Genomic DNA, 15,729 nt, shown 5'->3' with positions numbered 1-15,729 from the left:
AGCTTTCAGCCTCCAGCTTCCAGCCGCTGCTGGCGCTACAGCGCCTGCAGCTTGGCATACGCCACCATCAGCCACTTGCTGCCTTCGTCGTCAAAGTTGACCTGAATGCGCGCCTGCGCACCCTGGCCTTCGTAGTTGAGTACCACACCCTCGCCAAACAGGGCGTGCTCCACGCGCTGGCCGAGGGCGAAGCCGGTGTTTTCGGTGGCCTCGCTGGCAAACAGGCCGCCCTTGGCCGGACCAAACGGGCGGGTAACCTGACTGCCCAGCCGGACTTCCTGAATCAGCTCGCCCGGCACCTCGCGGACAAAACGCGAGACCTTGTTGAAGGTTTCGCTGCCGTAGAGGCGGCGGGTTTCTGCCCAGGTGATGACCAGTTGCTGCATTGCCCGGGTGATGCCGACGTAAGCCAGACGGCGCTCTTCCTCCAGACGACCCGGGTCTTCCAGACTCATCTTGTGCGGGAACAGCCCTTCTTCAACGCCCGCCATGAACACCAGTGGAAACTCCAGACCCTTGGCGCTGTGCAGGGTCATCAGCTGCACGCTGTCTTCAAAACGGTCGGCCTGGGTTTCACCGGCTTCCAGCGAGGCGTGCGCGAGGAAGGCCAGCAGTACGTCGCCTTCGTCTTCGGCATCGGCCATGTCGTTTTCAAAGCCGCGCGCGGCAGACACCAGTTCTTCCAGGTTTTCTACCCGGGCCTGGCCCTTGTCGCCCTTCTCCTGCTCGTGAAAGCGCAGCAGGCCGCTGTGTTCGATGGCGATCTGCACCTGGCTGTAGAGCGGCACCCCCTCGGCGCGCTCCGCCATCTCCTCGATCAGCACCATAAAGCCCTGCACCGCATTGGCGGCGCGGCCCGGCAAGCCCTTGTTGTCGAGCAGGTCGCAGGCCGCCTGCCACATCGAGACATCCTGCTCACGCGCCTGCTGGCGCAGCAGCTCGACGGTCTTGTCGCCAATACCGCGGGTGGGCAGGTTGATGATGCGCTCCAGCGCACCGTCATCGCCGCGGCTGCCCATCAGGCGCAGATAGGCCATGGCGTTCTTGATTTCTGCCCGTTCGAAAAAGCGCTGTCCGCCGTAGATGCGGTAGGGGATGCCACTGCGCAGCAGCGCCTCTTCGAGCACCCGCGACTGGGCGTTGGAGCGATACAGAATGGCAATCTCGCTGCGGCTCAGGCCGTCGCGAATACCCTGCTCGATACGCTCGACAATAAAGCGCGCCTCGTCCTGCTCGTTGAAGCCGGCGTACAGAGCAATCGGCTCGCCTTCGTTGCCGTCGGTCCACAGCTCCTTGCCCAGGCGTCCGGCGTTGTTGCCGATCAGCGCGTTGGCCGCCTTGAGGATGGTCGCGGTAGAGCGGTAGTTCTGCTCCAGGCGGATCATCTCGGCATTCGGATAATCGGTCTGGAACTGCTGGATGTTCTCGATGCGCGCGCCGCGCCAGCCGTAGATGGACTGATCATCGTCGCCCACCACCATCAGGCTGGGCGTGTTGCCCGCCAGGTGGCGCAGCCAGGCGTACTGCACCGCGTTGGTGTCCTGAAACTCGTCGACCAGAATATGCTTGAAGCGCGCTCGGTACTGTTCACGCAGCGCCGGGTTGTCGCGCCACAGCTCAAGCGAACGCAGCAGCAACTCGGCAAAATCGACCGCACCAGCGCGGTTGCAGGCCTGCTCGTAGGCCTCATAAATCCGCACCATGGTAGTCATGTACAGGTCACCCGCTGGCTGGATGTGCTGCGGACGCAGGCCTTCATCCTTCTGCGAGTTGATCCACCACTGGGCCTGCCGCGGCGCCCATTGGTTGTCGTCCAGCCCCAGCTCACGGATAACCCGCTTGACCAGCCGCTGCTGGTCGTCGCTGTCGAGGATCTGAAACTGCTCAACCAGCCCGGCCTCGCGCCAGTGCGCGCGCAACAGACGGTGCGCCAGGCCGTGGAAGGTGCCAACCCACATGCCCTGCGGCGATATGCCGAGCAACTGCTCGATGCGGCCACGCATTTCATGGGCCGCCTTGTTGGTGAAGGTGACCGACAGGATGCTCCAGGGCGAGGCCTGCTCGACCTGCACCAGCCAGGCGATACGGTGTACCAGTACGCGGGTTTTACCGGAGCCGGCCCCGGCCAGCACCAGTTGCTGACCAACCGAGGCGCTGACCGCCTGGCGCTGGGCTTCGTTGAGAGAATTAAGCAGGTGGGAAATATCCATCGCGGCATTCTAGGGAAGCACGGATCAATTCCACAAGCCCTGTGCGAACGCTCAGGCGGGCAGATGCAAGGCGCGATATGCGGTTGGGTCTATTGGCAAGCAGCGCAACGCAGCCAGATGCATACTTGGGCGCTCGCCCTGCCGGACGTTCGGCATTAATCAGTGCGTCCCTGGCGGGTTAGCTGCTGAATTCAAATGGGCAATTTCGGCTGCAGCGCTCAAGACAGCCCCGCTCACAGCACCGGCCGGGTCACTGGAGGCCTTGCGCGCACGCCTGCCAGCGCGCTCAGCATGCGTCGAATTCCCGAGATAGAGGCTTGCCAAGGTGTTTTTTGCACATCAGGGACTGTGCCGGACACGCCCTCTGGTGTAAGGTTAATCAGGCACCCGAGCCGAACCAATAGACACAACAATGACAACAATTAGCGTCAACGGACAACGGAGCAGCGCCGCAGCATGAGCGCCCATCCACCGGCCTTCAGCCCCATACCCCGCAACGAGTTGCGCCTGCAGCAGATGAACCAGCTGTATGCCCAGTCACGTTTGCCGCAATGGTTGCTGCTGGGCGCTGCGGCACTGATCACCCCCTTGGCCTGGGCCCAAGGCGCACGCAACAGCCTGCTGCTATGGTTTGCCTTGCTCGGCCTGCTGGCGCTGACGCGCCAGGCGCTGGTGCGCCGGTATTGGTTGGCGCCCACCCAGGCGCGTCTGCAGCGCCGCTGGAGCCGGTACTTCCATTTGGGCAACCTGGCCTCCGGCCTGTGCCTGAGCTGGGTGCATATCGGCCTCACGCCACTCGACAACTTTCCCCTGCAAGCCCTGACGTACAGCATTGCTGGTGGCGTCAGTATCTGCGTGGGTGTGCTCTACGCCCCGCGCTACGCCGCCTTTGCCTCATTCATGTTGCCCGCCTGGCTACCGCCGGTGGTCTACCTGCTGTTGGACGACGCCCCCAGCAGCCTGGTCTGGGCGCAAACCGGCGGCCTGATGTTCTGCTTTACCTTGCTGGCCACCGCGCTGATCCACCGCACCATGCGCAATGCGCTGATCGCCAACCTGCGCAACGAAGCCCTGCTGGGCAATCTCAGTCACGCGCATCAGCGCGCGGAGGAGCTGAACCAGCAGCTGACCCGCGAGATCAGCCAGCGCCGCCAGGCCGAGCAATCATTGCGCGACAGCCACGATGACCTGGAAGAGCGCGTACGCCAGCGTACCGCTGCCCTGGAGAAAGCGACCTTCGATCTGCAGGCCAGCGAAGCCCAACTGACCCTGGCCATGGAGGCCAGCCAACTGGGCCTGTGGGACTGGGACCTGAGCACCGACAAGGTCTACCACTCGCGCCTCAATGCATTGTTTGGCATGCCCGACGAGTACGTCCCCAGCATGCGTCAGGACCTGCGCCCGCTGGTGCACCCCGCCGACGTCACCACAGTGCGCAGAACCCTGGTGCGGCATATGAAAAACCAGTCCCAGGCTTATCGCATGGAGTACCGCGTGCGTCACAGCAGCGGCCAGTGGCTCTGGGTGGAAGACAGCGGCCGGGCCGTGGAGCGCGCCAGCGACGGACGTGTCCTGCGCATGATCGGCACGCGCCGCGATATCAGCGCACGCAAGCATCACGATGAACAGGCACAGCTGGCCTCAACCGTCTTCGAGGCCACCTCCGAGGGCATTTTCATCCTCAGCCCGACGCTCGACATCTTGGCAGTCAATCAGGCCTACAGCGTCATAACCGGGCGGTCGCAGGAGGATGCTGTCGGCCGCAACATCCTCGACATCAGCGGCAGCGACGACCTGCGCCAGCAATTTATGCACCTGCAGCACATGCTCAAGACACAGGACCGCTGGCAGGGCGAACTGACGGCCCGCCGACGCAATGGCGAGCCCTTCCCCACCTGGCTGCAATTGGCGGTAGTGCGCAATGCTGGCGGCCAGCTGACCCACTACGTGGGCTTCTTTGCCGACCTGACCACCCACCGTCAGACCGAAGAGCAATTGCAGTACCTGACCAACTACGACCCGCTGACCCAGCTGGCCAACCGCAGCCTGTTTACCGAACGGATGCAGGATGCCATTGCCAGTGCCCGCCAGCACAACCAGAGCGTCGCGCTGCTGCATATTGACCTGGATCGCTTCAAGCACATCAACGTTACCCTGGGCCACGCCGTCGCCGACGGCCTGCTGCAGGAGGTTGCCCGCCGCCTCAGCGCCGGGGTCGACAGCCAGCACACGCTGGCCCGCCTGTCGGCCGACGAGTTTGTGGTCATCGTCGAGCGCGCGGATGACAATCAGCGCCTGGCCGACCTCGCAGGGCGGCTGCTCGAGAGCTTGCGCCAGCCCATGTTGATTGCCGAGCACGAGCTGGTCACCACCGCCTCTATCGGCATCAGCATCTTCCCCTCCACCGCCCGCGACAGCCTGCTGCTGCTTACCCAGGCCAACCAGGCGATGCAACACGCCAAGTACCTGGGCGGCAACCGGCTGCAGTTTTACACCCGTGAACTGCGTGCCTACAGCCTTGACCGCCTGCAACTGGAAAACCAGCTGCGCAAGGCGATTGACGAGGGTCAGCTGGTGGTGCACTTCCAGCCCAAGCTGCACCTGTCCAGCGACCGCATCGGCAGCGCCGAAGCCCTAGTACGCTGGCAGCACCCGAACAGAGGGCTGGTCATGCCCGGCGACTTCATCACCATCGCCGAGGAGACCGGACTGATTGTGGCGCTGGGTCAAAAGGTGCTGGATATCGCTTGCGAGCAGGCCGCAATCTGGTGCCACCAAGGGCCTCAGTCAGTGGCTGTATCGGTCAACCTGTCGGTCCAGCAACTACGCCAGGAGGGCTTTGCCGAGCGCGTACGCCACACCCTGCAGCGCCACAACCTGCCGGCCAGACTGCTGGAGCTGGAACTCACAGAGAGCATGCTGGCCGAGGACAGCGACCAGGTGGCTAACAATATCGCAGCGCTGCAGGCGTTGGGCGTCAGCCTGTCGGTCGACGACTTCGGCACCGGCTACTCCTCGCTGGCCTATCTCAAGCGCTTCCCGATCAACACCCTGAAGATTGACCGCGCCTTTGTCGCCGAGCTGGACGACGCCAACGCCGACAACGCCATCGTGCTGGCCATCATCGCCATGGCGCACAGCCTGTCGCTCAAGGTGGTAGCGGAGGGGGTTGAGCATGAAGGTCAGCTAAACTTCCTCAAGGCCAATGGCTGCGACGAAGTCCAGGGCTACCTCATCAGCAAACCGATCGAGGCCGCAGCCTTTACCCAGCTGCTGGAACAGAACACCAGCCAACTGCTCGATCAGGACAGCTGATCAGCGCTGATCCAGCCAGGTGTGGCCCAGGCGCTCCAGCAGGCTGTCGGCCGCATCCGGGCCCCAGCTGCCGGCAGGATAGGGCTTTGGCGAGCGATAGACGTTGCCCCAGCCCTCGATAATCGGATCCACCCAGCGCCAGGCCGCCTCGATCTCATCCCGACGCATGAACAGGGTGGCATCCCCCTCGATCACATCCAGCAACAAACGCTCGTAGGCATCCCAGCGCCGCCGCGTGAAGGCGGCGGCAAAATCCAGGTTCAGATCCACGTTCTGCAAGCCCATGCCACGCCCCGGTGACTTGGCCATCAGTGACAGGCGGATACCTTCATCCGGCTGCAGGCTGATGATCAGGCGGTTGTTCTCGGGGTTGTCGCCACTACGCGGGAACAGGCGATGGGGAACAGGTTTGAACTGAATGACAATTTCCGACTTGCGCTGCGCCATGCACTTGCCAGTGCGCAGATAAAAGGGCACCCCGGCCCAGCGCCAGTTGTCGACCTCGGTCTTGAGCGCAACAAAGGTCTCGGTATTGCTGTCGTGGTCAACCTTCTTCTCGAAGTAGTAGGCCGGCAGCCGCTCACCGGCATACTGCCCGGCCGCATACTGACCGCGCACGGTCTGATCCTGCACATCCATACCGGTGATCGGTCGCAGGGCTTCGAGAATCTTCAGTTTTTCATTACGCACCGCCTCGGGCTCGAAGTGCACGGGCGCTTCCATCGCCACCAGGCAAAGCAGCTGCAGCAGATGGTTCTGCACCATGTCGCGCATGGCGCCGGCTCGGTCGTAGTAATCACCGCGGTTCTCCACGCCGACGCTTTCCAGCACGCTGATCTGCACGTGATCGATGTGCGCATTGCGCCACAACGGCTCGAACAGGGCGTTGCCAAAGCGCAGCGCCAGCAGGTTCTGCACCGCCTCCTTGCCGAGGTAGTGATCGATGCGAAATACCCGCGACTCGGCGAACACCTTGCCGATGCGGTCGTTGATTTCGTTAGCCGTCTGCAGACTTTCGCCCAACGGCTTCTCCAGCACCACCCGAGCGTGCTCGTCGACCAGCCCAACCGAAGACAGGTGCTGCACGGTCGCAGCAAACAGCGCCGGCATGGTCGCCAGATAGAACACCCGAACCCGCCCATTACCGGGCTCCAGCACCTTGGTCAGGCGCGGAAAGGCGACCCGCTGGCTGACGTCCAGCGACAGGTAATCCAGTCGTTCGGCAAAGCGCTCCCATTGCGCGGCATCAAAGTCGCGACGCGCAACGTGCTGGCTGACGTGCCGCTTGACCAGCTTGCAGTAGCTTTCCAGACTATGCTCGGCACGCGCCAGTGCCAGGATGCGGGTGTGCGGATGCAGGTGGCCATCGCGGTGCAGGTAATAGAGCGCTGGCAGCAGCTTGCGCATGGCCAGATCGCCAGTACCGCCGAATACCACCATGTCACAACTGATGCCCGTCTGTGCCACCTCTGTTCCTCCCCTGCCACACGGCGACGCTTTTTGTAGTATAACTACAAGCCATACGCCCGCCGGACTTGCCCCCGGATGGATTTGGCAGCGCTGCTGCCGTCACCTGCTGCCGACATCATGCCACTGTGAACATGCTCCAGCACATCGCCGCCAGCCGCGACCTGCTCAGAAAGTCCGAGCTCAAGGTCGCCGACTTCGTGTTGGCACAGGCGGCGCAGGTGATGCACTCATCAATGGCTGACCTGTCCCAGCAGGTCGGTGTCAGCGAGCCCACCATCGTACGCTTCTGCCGCGCGATTGGCTGCAGCGGATTTCAGGATCTCAAGCTCAAACTGGCTCAGAGCCTGGCTGCCGGTGCCAGCTTCGGACAGTTCTCGATCAGCGAAGATGACAGCGTAGACGCCCTGTCGCACAAGATCTTCGACACCACCCTGGGCACCCTGATGGAAGTGCGCGAGCGCCTTGACGCCGCCGCCATCGAGCAGGCCATCAGCGCCCTGACCCATGCTCGCCGCGTGGAGTTCTACGGCTTTGGTGCCTCCGGCGCGGTGGCCAGCGACGCCCAGCACAAGTTTTTCCGTCTGCTGGTGTCCACCGCAGCCTACTCCGACCCGCACATGCAGGCCATGTCGGCGGTTACGCTGGGCCCCGAGGATGTCGCGGTTGCCATCTCCCAAACCGGGCGTACCAAGGACCTGCTGCATTCCGCCAGCCTGGTGGTAGAAACCGGCGCTACGCTGATCAGCCTGTGCCCCAGCCGCACGCCGCTGGCCGAGCTGGGCCAGGTGCATATCCCGATTGATGTGTCCGAAGACACCGACATCTACACACCGCTGTCCTCGCGCATTGCCCATCTGGTGGTGATCGATGTGCTGGCCATGGGCATGGCCATGCGCCGCGGCCCGGAGCTGGTCAACCACCTGAAGAGCGTCAAACGCAGCCTGCGCGGCCTGCGCCTGTCCAACAAAAGCCAACGCGGCGAACTGAGCGAGTAAACCCTATGCCTGTCGCCATGGCCCGTCACATTCTGGTCAAGACCGAAGCCGAAGCAGCGGCGCTGAAAAAGCGCATTGCCGCCGGCGAAGCCTTTGACGTGCTGGCAAAAAAGTACTCAACCTGCCCGTCAAAGAAACGCGGCGGCGACTTGGGTGAGGTAAGGCCCGGTCAGATGGTGCGCGCCATCGACCAGATCATCTTCAAAAAGCCGCTTAAAGTGGTGCACGGCCCGGTAAAAAGCCAGTTTGGCTATCACCTGGTGCAGGTGTTCTACCGCGACTGACGGGCGCTGCCCGGCGGGTAATAGATAAGGTTGTGAAACACCGCAGGCCCGGCCCCCAGGTTGCGATAGCCGTGTGGCTGGTCAGCGGCAAAGCGCACCGCCTGTCCCTCTCCCAGCCGCTGCCAGACACCCTGGACCAGCAGCGCCATCTCACCGCGCACTACCACCACATGCTCCACCACCCCGCGGCTATGCGGCTCTGACAAGCGCTCGTAACCGGGCAACAATGTCAGCTCGAACAGCTCGAAGCCGTAGCGCGCATCAAAGGGAAACAAGGGGGCAATCAGCATCTGATCGGCGGCAGGTCGCTGACGCAGCGCATCGGCACTGCGCACCGTGATGCCGCCGTGCTCGGCCGGCGAGGGCTCCAGAAAGGTCGACAACGAGGTATCAAAACCGGCGGCGATCTTCCACAGGGTAGCCACGGTGGGACTGGACTCACCGCGTTCGATTTGTCCAAGCATGGCCTTACTGACACCGCACTCGCCGGCGGCGCGGTCCAGGCTCCAGCCGCGGTCGCTACGCAGCTGCCTGAGGGTAGCCGCCAGATACTGATTGATTTCCTGCATCACAGGTCCGCTCATCGAAAGGTCGCACAGCATAGCAATTTGCTTTTGTGCGTTATAGCGCACGATGCTAGGATCGGCCACTTGTGCGCTATAACGCACGACCCGCCGAGTGAGGAATACCATATGCTGAAAGCCTGGTTTAACCCGTCGCACATAGCCGCCGGCTTTATCGCCGTGCTGGTGGGGTACACCAGTTCGGCGGTCATCATCTTTCAGGCCGCCGAGGCCGCTGGCGCATCACCGCAGCAAATCAGCTCCTGGCTGTGGGCCTTGGGCATCGGCATGGCGGTCACCAGTATCGGCCTGTCACTGCGCTTTCGCGCTCCGGTGCTGATCGCCTGGAGTACGCCGGGTGGCGCGCTGCTGGCCACCGGCTTGCCCGGCTTCAGCCTCAATGAGGCGATTGGCGTGTTTCTGTTCAACGCCGCGCTGATCACCCTCTGCGGCCTGCTGGGCTGGTTCGATCGCATCATGCGCCTGGTACCAGCGTCGCTCGCCGGCGCCATGCTGGCCGGCGTGCTGCTGCCATTCGGGCTCAACCTGTTCGGCGCGCTGCAGGAGCAAACCTTGCTGGTTGGGCTGATGCTGGCCTGCTATCTGGCTGGCAGGCTGGTGTTCCCACGCTACGTGATTCCGGTCACCCTGCTGGTTGGCGTGCTGGTCGCGGCGCTGGCCGGACAGCTGCATCTGGAGCACCTCAACTGGTCGCTGGCGCAACCAACCTGGACCACGCCAGCATTGTCGATTCAGGCGCTGCTGGGCGTCGGCATTCCGCTGTTCATTGTGACCATGGCTTCGCAGAACGTGCCGGGCATGGCGGTGCTGCGGGCCAACGGCTATCAACTGCCGGCCTCACCGCTGATGACCACCACCGGCCTCACCGGTCTGTTGCTGGCACCCTTCGGCGGCTACACCTTCAACCTCGCGGCCATCAGTGCCGCGATCTGCGCCGGCAAGGATGCGGACCCGGACCCAAACCAGCGCTTTCGGGCCAGCGCCTGGGGTGGCTTCTTTTACCTGCTGACGGGGCTGTTCGGCGCCACCGTTGCCAGTCTGTTTGCTGCCTTCCCGCAGGCGTTGGTCATGGCCATTGCCGGGCTGGCGCTGTTGGGCACCATCGGCAATGCACTGGCCACCGCCCTGCACGACGACGCACAACGGGAGGCGGCCTTCCTGACCTTTCTGGTGACTGCCTCGGGTCTCGCCCTGTGGGGTATCGGCAGCGCCTTCTGGGGCCTGCTACTTGGCTTGCTGGTGCTGCGCTTACCACGCCGCTAACTGCACCATCTCCGGTCCGCCGTCCTGGGTCCGCCGTCCCGGGTCAAATTACGCAGAGAATGATCTGCTCCGGGTCGATGGATAGCGTCACCGGCTTACCGATGCCCGGCACAGCCGGGCTGTCCGGCAGGGTGGCAACCACAGGGGCACCGCCATCCAGCGCAACCTCCAGCGCCAACTGACCCTCCACCTGCTCACGCCCGGTCACCGTGCCGCGCAGTGCGTTAGGCTGATCAGCGGCAGAAGCCACCCGCACCCAGGGCGCCTTGATCAGTGCAAATAGCTCTCTATTTACACACAACCCCAGGCGTTCACTACTGTTTAGCGTGATCACCGCAGTCAGGCTCTGTCCTCCATCCAGGGTTAGTTGAACCCTCTGGTTCAGCCCGTCAGGTTGCAGCGCGGCGACCCGCGCATAGAGCTGATTGCGCGCGCTGGTGCGCAGCCGCAGGCGGTTCATCACCTGCAGATAAGGGTCCAGACTGGCGTCCTCGTCGAGCCTGGCGAGGAAGGCGGCATGCTCCTGCTGATAGCGCCGAAAGGCTGTCACCAACTGCTCTCCCGCCCCGGTCAGGCGAGTGCCGCCGCCGCCTCGGCCGCCAGCGGCGCGCTCTACCAAGGGTTGCTCGCTGCTGCTGTTCATTGCCTCGACGGCATCCCAGGCGGTCTTGTAGCTCATGCCCGCCGCCTTGGCTGCCTTGCTGATTGAGCCGGTTTCAGCGATGCAGGCCAGCAGCTCAATACGCTCCTGCCCAGCCAGCGGCCGGCCTTGGTGGGAAAACCAGAACTGTCCTTCGAGCTTCATTGCACACTACCCATTGCCAAGCGCTATATAACGAATAATATAACGATCATAGTCAAACGATCACCAACCCATCACCAAGGAGCTTGCATGCGCCTGCCGCTGCTGTTCGCCACCCTTACCTGCCTGGGCCTCAGCCCCTCGGTGCTGGCCGACGACGTGCAGGTCGCGGTGGCCGCCAACTTCACCGCCCCGATGCAGGACATCGCCCAGGCCTTCGAGCAGGATACCGGCCATCGCGTAGTTGCCGCCTTTGGCTCGACCGGCCAGCTGTACGCCCAGATCAGCCACGGCGCGCCCTTTGAGGTCTTTCTGGCTGCCGACGACACGACGCCCGCCCGGGTCGAAAGCGACGGGCTGGCGGTCGCCGGCTCGCGCTTTACCTATGCCACGGGTGCGCTGGCGCTGTGGTCGGCTGACGCGCGCCTGATCAGCGACGGCGAGCAACTGCTGCGCACTGGAGACTTCCAGCATCTGGCCATCGCCAACCCCAAAACCGCGCCCTATGGCCTCGCCGCCACACAGGTTATGCAAGCGCTGAATCTGACTGACGCCCTAACGCCCAAGCTGGTTGAAGGCCAGAGTATCGGCCAGACCTACCAGTTTGTCGCCAGCGGCAACGCCGCGCTCGGCTTCGTCGCACTCTCGCAGGTCGCGCGCGATGGCGAGATCACCAGCGGTTCCGCGTGGCAGGTGCCGACAGCCTTGTACGAGCCGATTCATCAGGATGCCGTGCTGCTGAGCAAAGGCGCCAACAACGCCGCCGCCACAGCCCTGCTCGACTACCTCAAGGGCGAGCGCGCCGCCGCCATCATCAGCCGTTACGGCTACGGACACTGAGCATGAGTCTGCCGCTGGACAGCAACGACCTGGCCGCTATCTGGCTGACCCTCAAGCTGGCGTCGCTGACCACACTGGTTCTTCTGCTGCTCGGCACGCCGCTGGCCTGGTGGCTGGCGCACACCCGCTCGCGTCTGAAGGGGCCGATCAGCGCAGTCATCGCGCTGCCATTGGTGTTGCCGCCAACGGTGCTGGGCTTTTACCTGCTGGTCGCATTGGGGCCGAACGGCCCCATTGGCGCGCTGACCGCGCAACTCGGCCTGGGCACCCTGGCCTTCAGCTTCAGCGGACTGGTAATCGGCTCGGTCTGCTACTCCCTGCCCTTTGTCGTGCAACCCATTCAGAACGCCTTCGAAGCCATCGGCAAACGACCGCTTGAGGTCGCCGCCACCCTGGGCGCCAGCCCGCTGGACCGCTTCTTCACCGTGGCGCTGCCGCTGGCCCGCCCCGGCATCATCACCGCCAGCGTGCTGGGTTTTGCCCACACGCTGGGCGAGTTTGGTGTTGTACTGATGATTGGCGGCAACATCGCCGAGCAAACGCGGGTGGTGTCGGTGCAGATCTTCAACCACGTTGAGGCGATGGATTACGCCAGCGCTCACTGGCTGAGCGGCGGCGTGCTGGTCTGCTCATTCCTGATCCTGCTGCTGCTCAATCGGCGCGGACATTGGCGGGTGATGCCGGGGAGCGGGCAATGATTCGTCTGCAGCTGCAACAACAGCGTGGCGACTTCGCCCTGAACCTGGACCTGACCCTGCCCGGCAGCGGTGTCAGCGCCATCATCGGCCCCTCCGGCGCCGGCAAGACCACACTGCTGCGCTGTATCGCCGGCTTGGAGCGCACCAGCCAGGGGCTGATCGAGGTCAACGGCACGCGCTGGCAGGACAGTGCCAGCGAGCTCTGGCTCCCCCCCCATCAACGCCGCCTGGGCTATGTGTTTCAGGAAGCCAGCCTGTTTGCTCACCTGAACGTGCAGGGCAACCTGGACTACGGCCGGCGGCGCAGCAGCAGAGCCGCCAGCGCCCAGCAGTTGGAACAGGTCATCGGCTTGCTCGGGATTGAACACTTACTGCAGCGCGACACCGCCGCACTGTCCGGTGGCGAGCGCCAGCGCGTCGGCATTGCCCGCGCGTTGCTCAGCGACCCGCAGCTCCTGCTGATGGACGAGCCACTGACCGCTCTGGACCCGCAGCGCAAAGCTGACATCCTGCCGTATCTGGAACGCCTGCACCGGGAGCTGTCGATCCCCATTCTGTATGTCAGCCACTCGGCAGACGAGGTAGCGCGCCTGGCCGATCACCTGCTGTTGCTGGCGCAGGGCCAGGTACGTGCCAGCGGGCCGTTGCAGGCACTGCTACCGCGCCTGGACCTGCCGATGGCCTACAGCGACGACGCGCGTAGCCTGCTGCAAGGCCACGTCAGCGCCTGGGACGAAACCTATCAATTACTGACCTTGACCCTCGATGGCAGCGCCCTGCAACTGCGTATCCCCCATCCAGCCCTGCCGATAGGTCAGCCGGTGCGGGTGGCGGTGCAAGCTCGGGATGTCAGCCTGTCGCTGCAGCAGCCGCAGCAAAGCAGCATGCTCAACCTGCTGCCCGCACGCATCGAGGCAATTGAACCGGCCGAGCAGCCGGCCCAGGCGCTGATCCGGCTGGACCTGCAGGGCAGCCCACTGCTGGCAAGGGTGACGCGCTACTCCGTCGAGCAACTGGGGCTGCAGCCTGGTCAGCCGCTATGGGCGCAGATCAAGGGCGTAGCCCTGAACTGATCAACCTGGCTGATTGAGAATGGCATCCAGCAGGCCGGGGAAGCGAGCGTCCAGATCAGCGCGGCGCAGGCTGTTCATGTGGGTAGTGCCCACGCTTTGGGTGCAGACCAGCCCGGCATCACGCATCACGCGGAAATGGTGAGACATGCTGGATTTCGGCCGACCGCCGTCCAGCTCGCCGCAGCTCGCCTCACCTACCTCGGCCAACCGGCGCACGATTTCCAGACGTACCGGGTCACTCAGCGCGTAGAGCACACGTTCGAGCAACAGCTCATTGGCGGGGGGGTGTTTGAAGGGTCGCATGCCGCTGATCATACACAGGGCTTTACTTGTGATCCATAGTTCCAATATTATCGAACTATTGAATCAACCCGCCCAGCTGCCGGAGGTTATCCATGTCAGCGCTGTTTCAACCCTTCTCCCTCAAAGACATCACCCTGCGTAACCGCATTGCCGTGCCCCCCATGTGCCAATACTCGGCCACCGACGGCGTGGTCAACGACTGGCACGTGACCAACTACACCGGCCAGGCCCGCGGCGGCGCCGGTCTGGTGATTGTCGAAGCCACGGCTGTGGCACCGGAAGGTCGCATTACCCCCGCTTGCGCCGGTTTGTGGAATGACGCCCAGGCTGAGGCATTCATCCCGGTGGTACGCGGCATCAAGGCCCACGGCGCGGTGCCCGGTATCCAGATTGCCCACGCCGGCCGCAAGGCCAGCGCCAACCGCCCCTGGGAAGGTGACGACCACATCCCCAACGAGGCCACCAACGGCTGGCAGACCATCGCGCCATCCGCCATTCCCTTTGGCGCGCATCTGCCGAAGGTGCCGGAGGCCATGACCCTGCAGGACATCGAGCGGGTCAAGGCGGACTTTGTTGCCGCCGCACGCCGCGCGCTGGCCGTTGGCTTTGAATGGCTGGAGCTGCACTTTGCCCACGGCTATCTGGCCCAGAGCTTCTTCTCGCCCCACGCCAACCAGCGCACCGATGCCTACGGCGGTAATGCCGACAACCGTGGTCGTTTTCTGCGCGAAACCCTGGCTGCGGTGCGTGAAGTCTGGCCGGAGCACCTGCCGCTGACCATTCGCTTTGGCGTCATCGAGTTTGACGGCAACGACGAGCAGACCATGACCGACGCCATCGACTTGACCCGCCAGTTCAAGGCCGGCGGCATGGACATGATGAGCGTGAGCATGGGCTTCAACACGCCAACCGCGAAGATCCCGTGGGCGCCCGCCTTTATGGGCCCGATTGCCAAGCGCGTGCGTGATGAGGCCGGCGTTCCAGTCTCCTCCGCCTGGGGCTTTGGCGAGCCGCACATCGCCGAGCAGGCGGTGCAGGACGGTCAGCTGGATCTGGTGATGGTCGGCAAGGCGCATCTGGCCAATCCGCACTGGGCCTATCACGCCGCCCGCGAACTCAAGGTCGAGCGCCCGTCCTGGGTCATGCCCGCGCCCTACGCCCATTGGCTTGAGCGCTACTGATCCAGCCCCCCTTGCGCGCGCCGCCCTGGCGCGCTGCAATGGCAGGCACCAGTCACGCAGAAGGGATGGGGCACCATGCAGGACGACAGCTATTACTACCAACCCGCACAGGGCCACGGGCTGGCCCATGACCCGTTCAACGCCATTGTCGGGCCCAGACCGATCGGCTGGATTGCCAGTCGCAGCGCGAGCGGCGTCCTCAACCTGGCGCCCTACAGCTTCTTCAACGCCTTCAACTACACCCCGCCGATCATCGGGTTCGCCAGCATTGGCCACAAGGACAGCCTGAGCAACATTGAGCAGACCGGGGAGTTTGTCTGGAATCTGGCAACGCTGCCGCTGGCTGAGGCGATGAATCAGAGCTGTGCGGCGGTGGCACCGGAGGTAGACGAGTTTGCACTGGCCGGCCTGACGCCGGCGGCGTCACGGCTGATTGATGTGCCCCGGGTGGCCGAAAGCCCGGTGGCCTTCGAATGTCGCAAAACGCAGATTATCCAGCTGCACAGCGCAGCGGGTGAGACGGTGAATACCTGGCTGGTACTGGGAGAAGTGGTCGGTGTGCATATTGACCGTCGCCTGCTGGTCGACGGCGTTTACGACACCGCCGCCGCACAGCCAATTCTGCGCGGCGGCGGGCCGGCGGATTACTTCCGCATTGAGGCCAATGCCCTGTTTCGCATGACGCGGCCTGCCTAGGCAGGCCGGCAACAC

The 15,729-nt window shown here is 63.8% G+C and carries 14 protein-coding genes; 9 read left to right on the top strand and 5 right to left on the bottom strand.

Annotated features, from left to right (window positions below; translation table 11 throughout):
• Nucleotides 1-35 precede the first annotated feature (35 nt).
• Entirely contained in the window at nt 36-2,210 is a 2,175-nt protein-coding gene (gene uvrD, locus HV822_RS08955) for a DNA helicase II (protein ID WP_238873510.1), read from the bottom strand.
• Nucleotides 2,211-2,666: 456 nt separating this feature from the next.
• Here uvrD and HV822_RS08950 point away from each other — a divergent pair, with 456 nt between their 5' ends.
• Nucleotides 2,667-5,525 (top strand): putative bifunctional diguanylate cyclase/phosphodiesterase, encoded by a 2,859-nt coding sequence (locus HV822_RS08950; protein WP_238873509.1) that lies wholly within the window; start codon nt 2,667-2,669, stop codon nt 5,523-5,525.
• Here HV822_RS08950 and zwf read toward each other — a convergent pair whose 3' ends face one another.
• A complete protein-coding gene (zwf, locus tag HV822_RS08945; RefSeq protein ID WP_238873572.1) occupies nt 5,526-6,965 on the bottom strand; it encodes a glucose-6-phosphate dehydrogenase in 1,440 nt (479 codons plus the stop codon).
• A 155-nt stretch (nt 6,966-7,120) separates the two neighbouring features.
• Between zwf and hexR the strand changes: the two genes are divergently transcribed.
• The gene (gene hexR, locus HV822_RS08940) at nt 7,121-7,990 is read left to right on the top strand and encodes a transcriptional regulator HexR (RefSeq protein WP_238873508.1); all 870 of its coding nucleotides are present in this window, start codon (nt 7,121-7,123) and stop codon (nt 7,988-7,990) included.
• A 5-nt stretch (nt 7,991-7,995) separates the two neighbouring features.
• The gene (locus tag HV822_RS08935) at nt 7,996-8,274 is read left to right on the top strand and encodes a peptidylprolyl isomerase (RefSeq protein WP_083723822.1); all 279 of its coding nucleotides are present in this window, start codon (nt 7,996-7,998) and stop codon (nt 8,272-8,274) included.
• Here HV822_RS08935 and HV822_RS08930 read toward each other — a convergent pair.
• Nucleotides 8,262-8,843, bottom strand: a complete 582-nt coding sequence (locus HV822_RS08930) for a helix-turn-helix domain-containing protein (protein WP_238873507.1) — start codon at nt 8,841-8,843, stop codon at nt 8,262-8,264. The genes HV822_RS08935 and HV822_RS08930 overlap by 13 nt on opposite strands.
• Nucleotides 8,844-8,966: 123 nt before the next feature.
• Between HV822_RS08930 and HV822_RS08925 the strand changes: the two genes are divergently transcribed.
• Complete coding sequence (locus HV822_RS08925) at nt 8,967-10,121, top strand: benzoate/H(+) symporter BenE family transporter (RefSeq protein WP_238873506.1); 1,155 nt, start codon at nt 8,967-8,969, stop codon at nt 10,119-10,121.
• A 43-nt stretch (nt 10,122-10,164) separates the two neighbouring features.
• Here the strand turns inward: HV822_RS08925 and HV822_RS08920 are convergent, their stop codons facing one another.
• Entirely contained in the window at nt 10,165-10,926 is a 762-nt protein-coding gene (locus HV822_RS08920) for a TOBE domain-containing protein (protein WP_238873505.1), read from the bottom strand.
• 87 nt (nt 10,927-11,013) lie between these two features.
• Here HV822_RS08920 and modA point away from each other — a divergent pair, with 87 nt between their 5' ends.
• The 3 genes from modA to modC are packed head-to-tail and all read left to right on the top strand — an operon-like array spanning nt 11,014 to nt 13,534.
• The gene (gene modA, locus HV822_RS08915; protein ID WP_238873504.1) at nt 11,014-11,763 is read left to right on the top strand and encodes a molybdate ABC transporter substrate-binding protein; all 750 of its coding nucleotides are present in this window, start codon (nt 11,014-11,016) and stop codon (nt 11,761-11,763) included.
• Between the two features lie 2 nt (nt 11,764-11,765).
• Nucleotides 11,766-12,461, top strand: coding sequence for a molybdate ABC transporter permease subunit (modB, locus tag HV822_RS08910; protein WP_238873503.1), 696 nt, complete (start codon nt 11,766-11,768; stop codon nt 12,459-12,461).
• Nucleotides 12,458-13,534, top strand: a complete 1,077-nt coding sequence (gene modC, locus HV822_RS08905) for a molybdenum ABC transporter ATP-binding protein (RefSeq protein ID WP_238873502.1) — start codon at nt 12,458-12,460, stop codon at nt 13,532-13,534. The genes modB and modC overlap by 4 nt, the downstream gene beginning before the upstream one ends.
• Here the strand turns inward: modC and HV822_RS08900 are convergent, their stop codons facing one another.
• Nucleotides 13,535-13,837 (bottom strand): ArsR/SmtB family transcription factor, encoded by a 303-nt coding sequence (locus HV822_RS08900; protein WP_238873501.1) that lies wholly within the window; start codon nt 13,835-13,837, stop codon nt 13,535-13,537. It abuts the gene before it with no gap.
• 92 nt (nt 13,838-13,929) lie between these two features.
• On the opposite strand from HV822_RS08900, the gene HV822_RS08895 reads away from it, so the two are divergent.
• The gene (locus HV822_RS08895; RefSeq protein ID WP_238873500.1) at nt 13,930-15,018 is read left to right on the top strand and encodes an NADH:flavin oxidoreductase/NADH oxidase; all 1,089 of its coding nucleotides are present in this window, start codon (nt 13,930-13,932) and stop codon (nt 15,016-15,018) included.
• Nucleotides 15,019-15,093: 75 nt separating this feature from the next.
• Nucleotides 15,094-15,714, top strand: a complete 621-nt coding sequence (locus HV822_RS08890; protein WP_238873499.1) for a flavin reductase family protein — start codon at nt 15,094-15,096, stop codon at nt 15,712-15,714.
• The last annotated feature ends 15 nt before the right edge of the window (nt 15,715-15,729 follow it).

The organism is Halopseudomonas maritima (assembly GCF_021545785.1).
Classification (GTDB): Bacteria; Pseudomonadota; Gammaproteobacteria; order Pseudomonadales; family Pseudomonadaceae; genus Halopseudomonas; species Halopseudomonas maritima.
This window is presented reverse-complemented; position numbering and strand designations above follow the sequence as displayed.